General features: G+C 74.1%; 11 protein-coding genes. 8 read left to right on the top strand and 3 right to left on the bottom strand.

Annotated elements, in window-relative coordinates; genetic code table 11:
* Nucleotides 1-136: 136 nt before the first annotated feature.
* A complete protein-coding gene (treY, locus tag ACGFYY_RS39045) occupies nucleotides 137-2416 on the bottom strand; it encodes a malto-oligosyltrehalose synthase (RefSeq protein ID WP_393716976.1) in 2280 nt (759 codons plus the stop codon).
* A gap of 82 nt (nucleotides 2417-2498) precedes the next feature.
* Between treY and ACGFYY_RS39040 the strand changes: the two genes are divergently transcribed.
* Nucleotides 2499-3812, top strand: a complete 1314-nt coding sequence (locus tag ACGFYY_RS39040) for an MFS transporter (RefSeq protein WP_393716974.1) — start codon at nucleotides 2499-2501, stop codon at nucleotides 3810-3812.
* On the opposite strand, the gene glgX is transcribed toward ACGFYY_RS39040, so the two are convergent.
* Nucleotides 3797-5911 (bottom strand): glycogen debranching protein GlgX, encoded by a 2115-nt coding sequence (gene glgX, locus ACGFYY_RS39035; RefSeq protein ID WP_030719969.1) that lies wholly within the window; start codon nucleotides 5909-5911, stop codon nucleotides 3797-3799. The genes ACGFYY_RS39040 and glgX overlap by 16 nt on opposite strands.
* A 286-nt stretch (nucleotides 5912-6197) precedes the next feature.
* Here glgX and ACGFYY_RS39030 point away from each other — a divergent pair, with 286 nt between their 5' ends.
* On the top strand, nucleotides 6198-7475 hold the full coding sequence (locus tag ACGFYY_RS39030; RefSeq protein ID WP_365270158.1) for an SAV2148 family HEPN domain-containing protein: 1278 nt from the start codon (nucleotides 6198-6200) through the stop codon (nucleotides 7473-7475).
* A gap of 121 nt (nucleotides 7476-7596) precedes the next feature.
* Entirely contained in the window at nucleotides 7597-8346 is a 750-nt protein-coding gene (locus ACGFYY_RS39025) for a 3'-5' exonuclease (RefSeq protein ID WP_393716981.1), read from the top strand.
* Here ACGFYY_RS39025 and ACGFYY_RS39020 read toward each other — a convergent pair.
* A complete protein-coding gene (locus ACGFYY_RS39020) occupies nucleotides 8343-9224 on the bottom strand; it encodes a phosphotransferase enzyme family protein (RefSeq protein WP_393716971.1) in 882 nt (293 codons plus the stop codon). The two genes, ACGFYY_RS39025 and ACGFYY_RS39020, sit on opposite strands and share 4 nt — an antisense overlap.
* An 84-nt stretch (nucleotides 9225-9308) precedes the next feature.
* On the opposite strand from ACGFYY_RS39020, the gene ACGFYY_RS39015 reads away from it, so the two are divergent.
* From ACGFYY_RS39015 to ACGFYY_RS38995, 5 genes are all read left to right on the top strand, one after another.
* Nucleotides 9309-11471 (top strand): FUSC family protein, encoded by a 2163-nt coding sequence (locus tag ACGFYY_RS39015; protein ID WP_393716969.1) that lies wholly within the window; start codon nucleotides 9309-9311, stop codon nucleotides 11469-11471.
* Nucleotides 11472-11513: 42 nt separating this feature from the next.
* On the top strand, nucleotides 11514-12716 hold the full coding sequence (mgt, locus tag ACGFYY_RS39010) for a macrolide-inactivating glycosyltransferase (RefSeq protein ID WP_393716967.1): 1203 nt from the start codon (nucleotides 11514-11516) through the stop codon (nucleotides 12714-12716).
* Between the two features lie 20 nt (nucleotides 12717-12736).
* Nucleotides 12737-13306, top strand: coding sequence for a DUF1697 domain-containing protein (locus tag ACGFYY_RS39005; protein ID WP_365270170.1), 570 nt, complete (start codon nucleotides 12737-12739; stop codon nucleotides 13304-13306).
* 189 nt (nucleotides 13307-13495) lie between these two features.
* Nucleotides 13496-13678, top strand: a complete 183-nt coding sequence (locus ACGFYY_RS39000) for a hypothetical protein (RefSeq protein ID WP_393716965.1) — start codon at nucleotides 13496-13498, stop codon at nucleotides 13676-13678.
* Between the two features lie 76 nt (nucleotides 13679-13754).
* Nucleotides 13755-14756 carry a 2-dehydropantoate 2-reductase N-terminal domain-containing protein gene (locus ACGFYY_RS38995; protein WP_365270173.1) on the top strand — a complete coding sequence of 334 codons (1002 nt, stop codon included), beginning with the start codon at nucleotides 13755-13757 and terminating at the stop codon, nucleotides 14754-14756.
* The last annotated feature ends 177 nt before the right edge of the window (nucleotides 14757-14933 follow it).

The raw sequence follows: 14933 nt of genomic DNA, 5'->3' as shown, positions 1-14933 counted from the left end.
CGCCGGCGCCGTCTCCGCGCTCGCCCCGCCGGCGCGCGCCCGCCGCCCGGGGGGGGGGGGGGCGCGGGCCCCGGGGGGGGGGGCGGCCCCGCCCCCCCCCCCCCCCCCCCCGGCGCCACGTCCGGGCGCCGACGGTTCACCGGCGCAGCCAGACACCCACCGGGTGGCCGTCCAGCAGGGCCGCCACCTCGGCCGAGCCGCTGTGCGACGCGGTGCGGTCCCCGGACGGGACGAGGCGGGTGGCAGGGGCGAGGCGGGTCCAGGTGCCGGGAGGCAGGTGCAGGCGGGTGTCCCGCCAGCCGCCCGACGCGGCCAGCCGGTGGGACAGCCGGGTGGCCGCCACCAGCAGCCCGGGGGCCCGGGTGAAGGCCAGCAGATGGTCGGCGGCCGGGCCCCGGGCCAGGACCGGCGCGTAGCCCCGGAACAGCTCCGGCCGGTCCCGGCGCAGCCGCAGCAGGGTCGCCGTGAGCCCGAGTTTCTCCTCGGCCGGGTCCTCGGGGGCGGACCCGCCGTCCAGTCGGGCCAGGGCCCCGCGGGGGAAGTGGGCCGGACGCCGGTTGTCGGGGTCCACCAGCGCCCGGTACTCCGTCTCCGCGCCCTGGTAGACCTCCGGGACCCCCGGCATCGCCAGGTGCAGCAGGGTCATGCCGAGCAGGTTCGTCCGGGCCGCCCCGGCCAGCTCCGCCGGGAGGTCGAGCAGGTCCTGGACGTAGCCGGCCACGCCCGCCTCGTACGCCTCGTCCGGCTCGGTCCAGCTGGTGTGCAGGGCCGCCTCGCGGACCGCCTTCAGCAGGGCGTCGGCCAGCCGGGGCCCGGCCTCGGGGACCCGGCCGAGCCCCAGCGCGGTCTGCCGGGCCACCCAGGCCAGCTGGGGGTCGGGACCCTCGGGGCGGCCCATCAGTTCCGGCGCCTGGGACAGCGCCGCGATCCGGGCCCGGACGTCCGCGCTGCGCTTGGTGTCGTGCGTGGACAGGACGGTCCCGGCCGCGGGCCACTCCTCGGCCAGGGCGGCGCAGTACGCGTGGAACTCCGCGACCGACACGGCCGGCCGGCCCGGCTCCCCGCCGACCTCGGTGGCCGACAGCAGCGGGGCGTACCGGTAGAAGGCCCGGTCCTCCAGGGACTTGGCGCGCAGGGCCGCCGAGGTCTGGGCGAAGCGGGCGGCGAAGGCCGGATCCCGCAGCAGCAGCTCCCGTACGGCGGCCACCGCGCCGGGACCGGCCGCCGCGGCCGCCTGCTCCAGGGCCCGGGGCGGCAGCTCCGGCTCGCCGGGGTACGGCCGGTAGACCGGAAAGGCGATGAGCAACTCCCGCACCGTCGGAGCCAGTTCCACTCCGGCCAGCCGTTCCAGTGCGCCCAGCTCGGCGGCCAGGTCGCCGGTCAGCACCTCCCGCGCGGACGCCCGGGCCGTCTCCGGCCAGCGCGGCAGCCCGGTGCTCTCCCCGTACCGGGCCGCCAGTTCCGCGGCGCCCTCGGGGTCGGTGAACACCCCGTCCACCCGGTGCAGGGCGTCGTAGCCGGTGGTCCCCGCCACCGGCCAGGCGGACGGCAGCCGCTCCTCGCGGGCCAGGATCTTCTCGACCACCACCCAGCAGTCCTCGCCCGCGGCCGCCCGCAGCCGTCGCAGGTACTCCTCCGGGTCCGCCAGGCCGTCCACGTGGTCGATCCGCAGCCCGTCCGCGACCCCGTCCCGGACCAGCTCCAGCACCTTCGCATGGGTGGCCGTGAACACCTCCGGGTCCTCCACCCGGACCCCGATCAGGTCCGAAATGGTGAAGAAGCGGCGGTAGTTGAGCGCGGTGCGGGCCTCGCGCCACCAGGCCGGCCGGTACCACTGCGCGGCGAGCAGCTCGGGCAGCGCCAGCCCCGCGGTCCCCTCGCGCAGCGGGAACTCCTGCTCCCCGTAGCGCAGCACGTCGCCGTCGGCCTTCAGCTCGCAGGTCTCCACCGGCCCGGCCAGCACCGGCAGCAGCACCTGCCCGTCACCCGCCTCCCAGTCGATGTCGAACCAGCGGGCGTACGGCGAGGCCGGGCCGTCCCGCAGCACCTCCCACAGCGGCCGGTTCAGCCGTAGCGGGGTCGGTACCGCCATGTGGTTGGGCACGATGTCGAGGACCAGGCCGAGGCCGTGCGCCCGGGCGGCCCCGGCCAGGGCCCGCAGGCCCGGCTCGCCGCCGAGCTCGGACCGCACGCGGGAGTGGTCGGTGACGTCGTACCCGTGGGTCGAGCCGGGGGCCGCCTCCAGGACGGGGGAGAGGTGCAGGTGCGACACGCCGAGCGAGGCGAGGTACGGCACGGCTGCCTCGGCCGCCGCGAAGGGGAACTCCGGGCGCAGCTGGAGGCGGTAGGTCGACGTCGGAGTGACTGGTGTCGGAACGTCAGATTCCGATTCGGGGGTCGCGCGCGGCTGGCTCATGAGAACGTACGTACCCAACCTGCCGGATTCCGTGCCATTACCCAATGCATCCGAGTGACTGCACCGGGTTAATGTCGATCAAGTGGTTGGAACCGTCAGCACCTATCGAAACGTCATCGCCCTGACCGGGCCCCTACTTCCGCTCGTCTCTTTCCTCGCCCGACTGCCCGTCGCGATGTCCCAGTTCGGCAGCTTCCTGCTGGTCGCCCGGACCAGCGAATCCCTCGCCGTCGCGGGCACGGTCGGCGGCGCCCTCTCCCTCGGGCAGGTCCTCTTCGGACCCGTCCTCGGCCGGCTCGCCGACCGCCACGGGCAGCGCCCCGTCGTCCTGGCCGCGGCCGCCGTCAACGCCGTGGCCACCGCCGCCCTCGTCGCCGGGGCCCTCACCCACCTGGCCACCGTCCCGCTCGCCGCGATCGGCGCCCTCACCGGCGCCTCCGTACCGCTGATCGGACCGCTCGCCCGCACCCGTTCGGTGGCCCTGGCCCACCGGGCGAAGTCCGACGAGAGCGTCGTCGGAGCCGTCCACGCGCTCGAAGGCACCCTGGACGAGGTCTCCTTCGTCTTCGGGCCCGCCCTCGTCGGACTCGCCGCGCTGCTCGCGCACCCCGCCGTCGCCCTCGTCGGCGCGGCCGGCCTCGTCGCCGTCTTCGGCGCGATCTACGCCCTGCACCCGACCGCCGCCGTCACGGCCGGGTCGCCCGCCCCCGAGCGGGCCCCGGGGAGCCGGGTCAGGTCGCCCGGGGTGGTCCACGCCGTACGGTGCTCCCTCGCCCTCCAGGGCGTGATGTTCGGTGCCTGCCAGGCGGGCATCACCGCGCTCACCATCCGGCTCGGCGTGCCCGACCAGGCCGCCGTCGTCTACTCCGCCATGGGCGTCGTCAGCGCGGTCGTCGGCATCTCGCTCGGCGCGCTGCCCGCCCGCTTCGGGCTGCGGCTGCGCTGGCGGGTGGCGACCGGAGCGGCCCTGGTGCTCTCGGTACCGCTGCTGTTCACCGACAGCCTGTGGCCGCTGTATGTCGTCGTCACCGTGCTGGGCGCCGCCTACGCACCCCACCTGATCACCGCGTTCGCGCTCACCGAGCGGGCCGTGGAACCGGCCCGCCTCTCCACCGCCATGGCCGTCGCCGCCAGCTGCCTGGTGGCCGGACAGGCCACGGCGCTCCTCGTCTGCGGGCGCCTCGCCGAGGCCCACGGACCCACCGGAGCCTTCGCCGTGGCCGTCGGGGCTGCCGCGCTCTGCCTGCTCCTCGCCCTCGTCACCCAGGCGCCCGCCGCCCGGACGCACACCGCCGAGGCGCGCGTCCCGGGTCCGCGGACCGGCCCGGGGGTCGGACCGCGGACCGGCGCCTCCCCGGCCGCGGACGGGAGCGGCGCCGCCTACGCCGGGCGCTGAAGCACCACCAGACACCGCCCCGTCAGCGCCACCCGGTCACCCGCCGCGTACTGCGGCCCGGTGCCGGGTGGCAGCACGTCCGCCCGCGCCGTGTCCACCACCAGCCGCCACTGCGCGCCGTGCCCCGCCGGAACGGTGAAGTCCTGGGACTCCGCGCCCGCGTTGAACATCAGCAGGAACGAGTCGTCGGTGATCCGCTCCCCCCGGGTCCCCGGCTCGGAGATCGCCTCACCGTTCAGGAAGACGGTCAGCGCCTTCGCGTGCTGCGCCTGCCAGTCCCGCGCCCGCATCTCCTCCCCGTGCGGGGTGAACCAGGCGATGTCGGACAGCTCGTCGTGCGTGCCCTCCACCGGCCGTCCGTGGAAGAACCGGCGCCGCCGGAAGACCGGGTGGTCGCGGCGCAGCCACACCATCCGCCGGGTGAACTCCAGCAGCGAGGGCGCCGGTTTGCCCGGCTCCGGCCAGCGCACCCACGACAACTCGTTGTCCTGGCAGTAGGCGTTGTTGTTGCCCTGCTGGGTGCGCCCGAACTCGTCGCCGTGGCTGAGCATCGGCACCCCTTGCGACAGCATCAGGGTCGCCGTGAAGTTGCGCATCTGGCGTTCGCGCAGTTCCAGGATCTCCGGATCCTCGGTCGGCCCCTCCACCCCGCAGTTCCAGGAGCGGTTGTGGGTCTCCCCGTCCCGATTGCCCTCCCGGTTGGCCTCGTTGTGCTTCTCGTCGTAGGAGACCAGGTCGTTCAGGGTGAAACCGTCGTGGCAGGTGGTGAAGTTGATCGACGCCAGCGGGCGTCGCCCGTCGTCCTGGTACAGGTCCGAGGACCCCGTCAGTCGCCCGGCGAACTCCGCGAGCGTGCGCGGCTGCCCGCGCCACAGGTCCCGTACGGTGTCCCGGTACTTGCCGTTCCACTCGGTCCACAGCGGCGGGAAGTTTCCCACCTGGTAGCCGCCCTCGCCCAGGTCCCACGGCTCCGCGATCAACTTCACCTGGCTGACCACCGGATCCTGCTGCACCAGGTCGAAGAACGACGAGAGCCGGTCCACCTCGTGGAACTGGCGGGCCAGCGTCGCCGCCAGGTCGAAGCGGAAACCGTCCACGTGCATCTCGGTGACCCAGTAGCGCAGCGAGTCCATGATCAGCTGGAGCACGTGCGGCGAGCGCATCAGCAGCGAGTTGCCGGTGCCGGTGGTGTCCATGTAGTGCCGCGGATCGTCCGCCAGCCGGTAGTACGAGGCATTGTCCAGCCCCCGGAAGGACAGCGTCGGGCCCAGGTGGTTCCCCTCCGCCGTGTGGTTGTAGACCACGTCGAGGATCACCTCGATACCGGCCTCGTGCAGGGCCCGGACGGCCGACTTGAACTCCAGCACCTGCTGGCCGCGGTCACCCGACGCGTAGCCGTTGTGCGGGGCGAAGAAGCCGATGGTGTTGTAGCCCCAGTAGTTGCTCAGCCCGTCGTTGACCAGCCGGTGGTCGTTGACGAACTGGTGGACCGGCATCAGCTCCAGCGCCGTCACCCCGAGCTTGGTGAGGTGGCCGATGACCGCCGGGTGCGCCAGCGCCCCGTAGGTGCCGCGCAGCTCCTCGGGGAGGTCCGGATGGTGCATGGTCAGACCCTTGACGTGGGCCTCGTACAGCACGGTGTGGTGGTACTCGTGACGTGGCGGTCGGTCGTTGGCCCAGTCGAAGTACGGGTTCACCACCACCGAGCTCATCGTGTGCGGGGCGGAGTCCAGGTCGTTGCGGGAGTCCGGCCGGCCGAAGTGGTAGCCGTACACCGCCTCGTTCCAGCTGACCCGGCCGCTGATGGCCCGCGCGTACGGATCCAGCAGCAGCTTCGCCGCGTTGCAGCGCCGCCCGCGCTCGGGCTCGTACGGCCCGTGCACACGGAATCCGTAGCGCTGGCCCGGCATGACGCCGGGCAGGTAGGCGTGACGGACGAAGGCGTCCGTCTCGCGCAGCTCCACGGCGGATTCCGACCCGTCGTCGTGGAGGAGGCACAGCTCGATGCGTCGGGCGGCCTCCGAGTAGACCGCGAAGTTGGTGCCGGCGCCGTCGTACGTGGCACCCAGCGGATACGCCTGTCCCGGCCAGACCTGCATAGATAACGACTCTTCCCTCGTTGCCCGAAGATGTCCCGGCCGACCCGGCATGGACCACGTCCCTGCCAGATCTTCCCCGAAAGAGGGGCCGCAAGCGCGGACTTGGCAGGGGTCCTATTGGGTGACCCGCAGAGCTGATATGCGGGTCAGCGGACTGTGTGCGCATCGGATAATGGGTCAACGGGCGGTGCCGGTAAGGGCCGTCGGGCTGCACCGGGCCGCGCGCGCGGAGTACCCTTCCGTGATCACTGGAGACGGGCGTCCAGACGCAGAAGGCGGTGCACGGGTGAGCTCGGGAGGTCTGGAGCTGCCCCCTGGTGACAGCAGTCACGAGGGTGGCCCGGCGGACGCCCCAGGGGGTGTCCCCGGCGGGACGTCCGCGGGGATCCCGGCCGGGGCGGTCTCCCTGGCGGGCGGACCGGCCGAGGCCGGGGACGCGGGGACCGGCGTGGAGCTGGACTGGGGCGCGGAGGCCTGGAGCGAGGTCCGGACCCGGGCACAGCGGGCCGGCCGTGCGTACATCTGGCTGAACCTCATCGAACAGCGCTTGCGCGCGGTGGTCGGTGCGGTGCTCCGACCGATCTACGAACCGGTGCACGGCACCGACGACTGGGTCGTCGCGGCGGCCGGACCCGCCGGGCAGGAATGGGTGCAGCGGGCCGTCGCCGTGCGCGAGGTCAGCCGGCGCAAGGGCTACCTGCTCGACTCGGCCGACGACAACGTGCTGAGCTTCCTGACCCTGCCCCAGCTGCGCGAGCTGATGGTCCAGCACTGGCCGTGCTTCGAGCCGTACTTCGACGACCGGCGCGAGATCGAGCTGGCCCTGGACGAGCTGGAGGTCACCCGCAACGTCGTCTCCCGCAACCGGGCCCTGTCCCGACCCGTCCTGGAGCAGGCGGAGCGGGCCTCGGCACGCCTGCTGGAGGTACTGGGCGGGGTCTCCGGCAGTCCCTCGGCGGAACGGCTGCCGATCGACGCCGTCGAGGACCTGGTGGGCGACCGGTACGCGGACGTCATCTCGGTCCACCCCGACCGGGTACGGCTGCAGCGCCAGCTCCCCGCAGAGGACCTTTTCGGCGGCGCGCGGCGGCTCGACGCCATCGGTATAGGGCTCAACCTGCTGGTCCAGAACTTCTCGGGCCGAAGACTCGTCCGGCTCACCGAGGCCGGTTGCCGGGTGCGGCTGCTGTTCCTCAACCCGGCGAGCAGCGCCGTGAAGCGGCGCGAGCGGGAACTGGGACTGCGCAAGGGCGAGCTGAGCCGCTCGGTCGAGATGAACATCCTGCACGTCCGCCGGGTCCGGGCGGGACTGCGGGACCCCTCCCGCTTCGAGATCCACGTCTTCGACGAGACCCCGCGGTTCACCGCCTACCTGGTGGAGGGTCAGTCCTCGGGCATCGCGGTGGTCCAGTCCTACCTGCGGCGGGCGCGCGGCATGGAGTCCCCGGTCCTGGTACTGCGGGGCGGCGGGCGCGGGGTGCCGAAGGACGCTGACCACGGGCTGTTCACGACCTACCGGGAAGAGTTCGAGTCGATGTGGGAGGACTCCCGGCCGGTGTCCTGACACCGGGCCCGAGGGGCCGGGCGCGCCCCCGGCGGCCTGGCTGTCAGTGCCCCGTGGCAGGCTGAAACCCGTTGACCGAAGGTGTACGGGGGAGGGGCACGGGGTGGAGGACTGGCACGGCATGGGGGACTGGCACGGCGGTGTGCTGATCGGATTCGACCTGGAGACGACCGGCACGGAGCCGGGGGAGTCGAGGATCGTGACGGCGGCCCTGGTCGAGGTGCGCGACGGTGCGGTGCGCGAGCGGCGCGGCTGGCTCGCGGACCCGGGGATACCGATTCCGGACGGGGCCTCGGCGATCCACGGGATCAGCACGGAGCGCGCGGTCGCCGAGGGACGCCCGGTACGGGAGGTCGCGGACGAGGTCGCCGAGGCCCTGGTCGGACACTGGCGCACGGGCGCGGTGGTGGTCGCGTACAACGCCGCCTTCGACCTGACCCTGCTGAGCGCCGAGCTGGCCCGGCACGGGCTACCGTCATTGGCCGACCGACTGGGCGGGGCGCCGACCGGTCCGGTGGTGGACCCGCTCACCATCGACCGGGCCGTGGACCGCTACCGGCGGGGCAAGCGGACCCTGGAAGCGGTCTGCGGGGTGTACGGGGTCACCCTCGACGACGCGCACGACGCCGGGGCCGACGCGCTGGCCGCGGTCCAGGTGGCCCGCGCGATAGCCGAGCGGCATCCGGAGGTGGCCGGACTCAGCCCGGCCGACCTGCACGCGCGGCAGAGCACCTGGCACGCCCGCTGGGCCCGCGACTTCCAGTCGTACCTGCGCCGCCAGGGCACCCCGGACGCGGTGATCGACGAGGCCTGGCCGCTGCGCGGCCTGATCCCGGCCCAGATCGGCCCGGTCCGGACCGGCACGGTCTAGAAGGGACGCCAGCGCGTTTCCCGGTCGCCGTTCCTGAGGGAGGCCACGCGGCGGCGGAATTCGGCCAGGGCGTTGGGGTCGGTGGGGGCGTGCTGGGCGACCCAGGCACAGCCGGCCGTCTCCCGGGCGCCGCGCAGGACCGCGCAGCCCTCCCAGTCGCGCACGTCCCACCCGTACGCCGCCACGAAGGCCTCGTATTCCTCGGCGGGCATGCCGTACCGGTCGCGGGAGAGCGCCATCACCACCAGGTCGTGCTCGCGCAGATCGACCGACACGGTCTCCAGGTCGACCAGGGTCGGGCCGTCCGGGCCCACATGGACGTTGCGGGGCAGGGCGTCGCCGTGGATCGGGCCCGGGGGCAGCCGCGGGGTCAGGGCCGCCAGCTCATCGGCGTACGCGTCCCGGCGGGCCCGCAGATAGGCCGCGTCGGCCGGGTCCACGGCGTCGGCCGCCAGCCTGAGCCAGCGCTCGACCCCGGCCAGCAGGTTCCGCGCGGGCAGCGGGAAGGGTGGCTCGGGCAGCGCGTGCACCCGGCGCAGCAGCGCCGCCAGGTCCTCGGACCCCGCCGGCCGTACCGCGTCCGGCAGCCGGTGCCACAGGGTCAGGGGGTGCCCGTCCACCAGCCGGGGCTTCGGCTCGGCCGCGCGGACGGCGGGGATCCCGGACGCGGCGAACCACGCGGACACCGCCAGTTCCCGTTCGGCCCGCTCCAGCAGCGCCGCCTCCCGCCCCACCTTCACCACCAGGTCGCCGACGGCGAAGACCGCGTTCTCGCCGAACGCGAGGAGCACCGCGCCACCCGCTTCACCCACCGCACCCGGCGCACCCCTGGTCAGGCCCGCCGTCGCCAGTACGTCCCGTGCCCGCGCCTCGTCCATGCCGTCGCTCCCGCCCCTCGTCGTCGATCGGCTCCCGCCCGCCAGTATGTGGTGGCTTCCGCCAGGTGGCCCGATCCTGGAGTCATGTGCGCCGAACCTGCCGGACGCGCCGACCGCGGACCCACGGTCGTGACGCGGCGCGCCCTGCGCACCACCCTCTCCGCGTGCACCTCGTTCTTCGTGTGCCTCTACGCGCTGGACCGGCCGGTGGCGGCGACGTACGCGCTGTTCGGCGCGGTGTCGATGGCCGCCCTCTCCCACATCCCCGGCACCGGCCGCCAGCGGGCCGCGGTCATGGTCAAGGCGACCCCCGCGGCCTGGCTGCTGCTGACGATCGGCACCTACCTCGCGATCCGGACCTGGAGCGCCGTGGTCGGCATGCTCCTGATCGGCTTCGTCCTGGCCTTCGTGGCGGCGGCCGGGCCCCGCGCGGCGGGCGCCGCCCCCGGACTGCAACTGCTCTACATCCTGCCGTGCTTCCCGCCGTACGCTCCGGACACCCTCCTCGAACGGCTCGCGGGGGCGACCTTCGGCCTGCTGCTGCTCGTCCTCGCCGAGGCCTTCGTACTGCCGGAGCGGCGCGGGCCCACCTACCGGCGCCTGGCCGCCGACGCGTCCGACACCGCGGCCCGCTGCGTCGCCGAGCTGGGCCGCGCCCCGTACACGCTGTCCGTCGCCTCCGCGCGGACGGCCACGACGGTCGGCGGGTCACTGCGGCCCTTCCGGATCGACGAGGCCGACCGCCCCGCCGGGCCGGGCCTGCGCGACCGCGCGCTGTCCCACACGGGCCTGGCCGCCCGCACGCTCCTCGCCCGCCTGGTGAACCTGCCCCCGGCACCCCCGCCCCCGGGCCCGGTGCCGATGGAGCAGGAGGCCGAGATCCTGACCGCCGTCGGCCGGGCCGTCACCGAGACCGCGGACCTGCTGGACGGCAGGGCCGCCACGACCGAAGCGGCCGATGTCCTGCGGCGCGTACGGGAGGAGGCCGCAGCCTCGGCCGCGCGGGAGGCGCCCACGACCGCCGCGCGGGGCCGCAGGCGGGCGGCGGTGCTGGAGGTGACGGACGCGGCCGTGGCCCTGGCGACGGCCGCCGAACTGGTGGTTCGGGGCCGGCACGCGCGGTTGCCGGAGGGCGTCGACTCGGGCCGGTTCTGGTACGCGGGCAAACGCGCGCCGCGCCTGTGGTGGCACCGGCTCGCGGCGCACGCCGGCCCGCGCTCCGTGTATTTCCAGAACGCCGTCCGGATCAGTCTCGCGCTGGCGGCCGCCCGCACGATCGCGGGCGTGGACTCGCTGCCCCACGGCTTCTGGGCGATGCTGGCCGTCCTCAGCCTGACCCGGACCACCGCCGCCCAGACCCGGGCGACCGTACGCGTGGCGATCACCGGCACCATGCTCGGCGCCCTCGCCACGGGGCTGCTGCTGGCCCTGATCGGGGGCCACACCACCGTCTACGCGATCATCCTGCCGTTCGTGATGCTCACCGCGTTCCGGGTGGGGCCGGTCAAGGGCGTGGGCTGGGCCCAGGGCATGTTCACCCTCGTGGTGGCCTTCGTCTTCGCCCAGCTGGCGCCCGTGACCTGGCAGCTGGCCGAGGTCAGGATCCTGGACGTGATCATCGGCAGCCTGATCGGCGTGGTGTTCGGAGTGCTCGCCTGGCCGCGCGGGGCCCAGCGGGAGCTGCACCGGGCGGTCGCCCTGCTGCTGACGACGGAGGCCGAGACGGTCGAGCGCACCACGGCCGCCGTGGTGGAGGGCGGGCCGGGGCACGTCCCCGACGACCGGCCGCTCCTGCACGCGCTGACGATGGCGGAGTCCGCGTTCGCCCAGCACCAGAGCGAGCCACGGACGACCGAGGACCCGACCACGGACTGGCAGGCGGCCATGATGTCCGGCCACCACGTGCTGTGGGGCTCGCGGCGGCTGTTCGTCCGCGGCGGACCGGCCGTAGGACCGGCGAACAGCGCCCGGCTGGACCACCGGGCGACCGGGGTGGCCACCCGGATGCGCGAGGCGGCCGAGTGGGCGGGGGCGGGGGCGGGGGCGGGAGCGGCGGCCCTGGATCCGCGGAGCGTGTCGCCGGCGACGGGCGGCTCCGCCACGGACGGTCCGCCGGGGGTCTCCTCGCCGCGGTTCTTCGCCGCGCTCGCCTGGCTCAACTCCCTCGACGTCGACGTCGACCGCATGACGGCCTCGGATCACCCGTCCGGCCCAACAGGTCCGAACGGCTCCTCGGGGCCGTCCTGAAAACACTTGCACGAGACGTCTCGTCTCGTTTACCGTTCGATCATGACCACAGCGAAGCCCGCCCACATCGCCATGTTCTCCATCGCCGCCCACGGGCACGTGAACCCGAGCATCGAGGTGATCCGCGAGCTCGTGGCGCGGGGTCACCGCGTCAGCTACGGCATCCCCGCCTCCTTCGCCGAGAAGATCGCGGAGACCGGCGCCACGCCCGTGATCTACACCTCCACCCTCCCCACCGACGACGAGCCGGAGGCCTGGGGAACCGAGCTGATCGAGAACCTGGAACCGTTCCTCGCGGACGCCGTCCAGGCGCTCCCGCAACTCGCCGCCGCCTTCGAGGGCGACGAGCCCGACCTCGTCCTCCACGACATCACCTCCTACCCCGCGCCCGTGCTCGCCCACCGATGGGGCGTCCCCGCCGTCTCGCTCTCCCCGAACCTGGTCGCGTGGGAGGGGTACGAGCAGGAGGTCGCCGAGCCGCTGTTCGCCGAGCTGAAGGCGTCCGAGCGGGGCCAGGCGTACTACGCGGCCTTCGCCGCCTGGCTCACGCAGAACGGCCTCGGCGGGGACGTCGACCGCTTCCAGGGCCGCCCGCGGCGCAGCGTCGTCCTCATCCCCCGGGCGCTCCAACCGAACGCCGACCGCGTCGACGCGTCCGTGTACACCTTCGTCGGTGCCTGCCAGGGCGACCGCGGCACCACCCAGGGAACGTGGCGGCGGCCCGCGTCGGCCGAGGGGAAGAAGGTCGTCCTCGTCTCGCTCGGCTCCACCTTCACCAAGCAGCCGGCCTTCTACCGCGCCTGCATCGAGGCCTTCGCGGACCTGCCCGACTGGCATCTCGTCCTCCAGATCGGCAAGTTCACCGACGAGGCCGAGCTGGGTCCGGTCCCCGCCGGTGTGGAGGTCCACCGCTGGGTCCCCCAGCTGGACATCCTGCGCCAGGCCGACGCCTTCATCACCCACGCGGGCGCCGGTGGCAGCCAGGAGGGGCTCGCCACCGCCACCCCGATGGTCGCCGTCCCGCAGGCCGTCGACCAGTTCGGCAACGCCGACATGCTCGTCTCCCTCGGCGTGGCCCGCCATGTCCCGATGGCGGACGCCGACGCCACCACCCTGCGCGAGGCGGTCCTCGAACTGGTCGCCGACCCCGAGGTCGCCGCCCGCGCGGAGGTCGTCCGCGCCGGGATGGCGACCGAGGGCGGCGCACGTCAGGCGGCGGACCTCATCGAGGCCGAATTGTCGTAGGCGGGTTCTAGGGTGCGCCCATGACGAAGACGACGAAGTCGACCACGCGCATGTACGCGGCCCTGCTGCGCGGGATCAATGTCGGCGGGAACAAGAAGGTCCCGATGGCGGAGCTGCGTGCGCTGCTGGACGGGCTCGGCCACGGCGACGTGCAGACCTACCTGCAGAGCGGCAACGCCGTCTTCAGCAGCGCGCGGCAGGATCCGACAGCCCTCGCCCGTGAGCTGGAGGTGGCCATCGAGGGGCACTTCGGCTTCCGCGTGGCGTGCCTGGTGCTGGACGGCGCGTACCTGCGCGCCGTCGCCGAGGCCTGCCCGTTCCCGGCGGCGGAGTTGGAGGGCAAGCAACTGCACGTCACCTTCTGCTCCGCGCAGCCCGGGCCGGAACGCTTCACCGCGCTCGACGAGGCGGCGTACCTCCCCGAGGAGTACCGGATCGGCGAGCGCGTCATCTACCTCCACGTCCCCGAGGGCCTGGGCCGCTCCAAGCTCGCCGAGGCCCTCGCCAGGCCCGCTGTCGTCAAGGGCCTCGACGTGACCACCCGCAACTGGAACACCGTGGCCAAGCTCGTGGAGCTGACCTCGGCCTGACCTCCACACCCCGTCGACTTCGAGTCGACCGGCGCCCGGGCGATCCGCGCGCAGACCTTCGAGCGCCAGGCGAGGACGGAGTACACGCTCGCGTTCAAGGACGTCAGGCTGGGGGGCGACGGCTCCGAGCGCCCCGTCAACGCCCTGCGCGCGGCGCTCGACGGGCAGAAGTTCGCCGAGTACCACGCCGTGCCGATCGACAACCGGACCGCGGTCGAATCGTCGTGCGGCTTCACCACGGAGCGTCTGCTCGAACTCGCCGAGCAGGTGCCCGAGGAACTCCGGGGGCTCTGCTTCGAGGAGCGACTCGCCGAGGACCTCTTGATCCTCGTCCGGACGGATCCCGCCGGTCGGCAGAAGTGCCTCGCGTAGGGCGCGCCCCCGACCGCACGGCAGTTCGCCTTGCCCCGACGGCGACCCGGGCGGCCGGATGTGCCAGGCTCGGGGCATGCGTTACATCATCATCGGCGCGGGCGCGGTCGGCGCCACCATCGGCGGACGGCTCGCGGAGGCGGGCGGCGAGGTCGTACTCGTCGCCCGTGGCGCGCACGCGCAGGCCCTGCGGGCCGAGGGGCTGCGGCTCACGACGGCCGACGGGACCCGGGTCCACCGGCTGCCCGTGGTCACCGCACCGGACGAACTGGGCGAACTGCGCCCCGACGACGTGCTGTTGCTGTCCGTGAAGACCCAGGACGCCATCGCCGCGCTCGACGCGTGGGGCGACGCGGAGGTCGCCGGTGGCGGTACGGCCGCACAGCGGCTGCCGGTGCTGTGCGCGCAGAACGGGGTGGAGAGCGAGCGGCTGGCGCTACGGCGCTTCGCGCGCGTCTACGGGGTGTGCGTATGGCTGCCCGCCACCTTCCTGGAGCCGGGCGTGGTCTCGGCGCTGTGCGCGCCGCTGACCGGCGTCCTGCACGTGGGCCGGGCGGCCGGCGGCACGGACGACCTCGCCCGGGCCGTCGCGGCGGACCTCGCCAAGGCCGGCTTCGGGGCGCCGGCGGCCCCGGACGTGATGCGTTGGAAGTACGCGAAACTGCTGGGGAACCTGGGCAACGCGATCCAGGCGACCACCGGTCCCGAACCGGACCCGGCGAAGGCGGCCTTGCTGCTGCGGGCCGTCCGCGAGGGCAAGGCCGCCTTCCGGGCCGCGGGCGTCCCGTACGCCTCGGACGCCGAGCAGGCGTTGGCACGCGACGGCAAGGTGGAGCAGCCGGCCGGCGTGCGGGGCGGTTCCTCCTGGCAGAGCCTGGCCCGGGGCACCGGCTCGGTGGAGGCGGACTACCTCAACGGGGAGATCTCCCTGCTGGGCCGGCTGCACGGGGTCCCGACACCGGTCAACGACGTCCTGCGGCACGCGGCGAACATATTCGCCCGGGAGGGCCTGCCGCCGGGCGCGATGTCGATCGAGGACCTGACGGCCCTCGCGGACGAGGCGACGGCCCGCCTCTGACCGATTCCCCACCGGGCGCGCCGCTACCGGGCGCGCCCCCGCCGTGCCCCGGGATACGCCGTGCCCCGCGCTACCCACTGCGGGAGCGCGTCGCCGTTCGGCGGCCACGGCGGCCACGGCGGGCGGGGCGGGGGTGACCGGGGATACGCTGAAGAGGAGTCTCTCCGTCCGCCGGTC

It is taken from the genome of Streptomyces sp. NPDC048331 (assembly GCF_043201215.1).
Lineage (GTDB): Bacteria > Actinomycetota > Actinomycetes > Streptomycetales > Streptomycetaceae > Streptomyces.
This window is presented reverse-complemented; position numbering and strand designations above follow the sequence as displayed.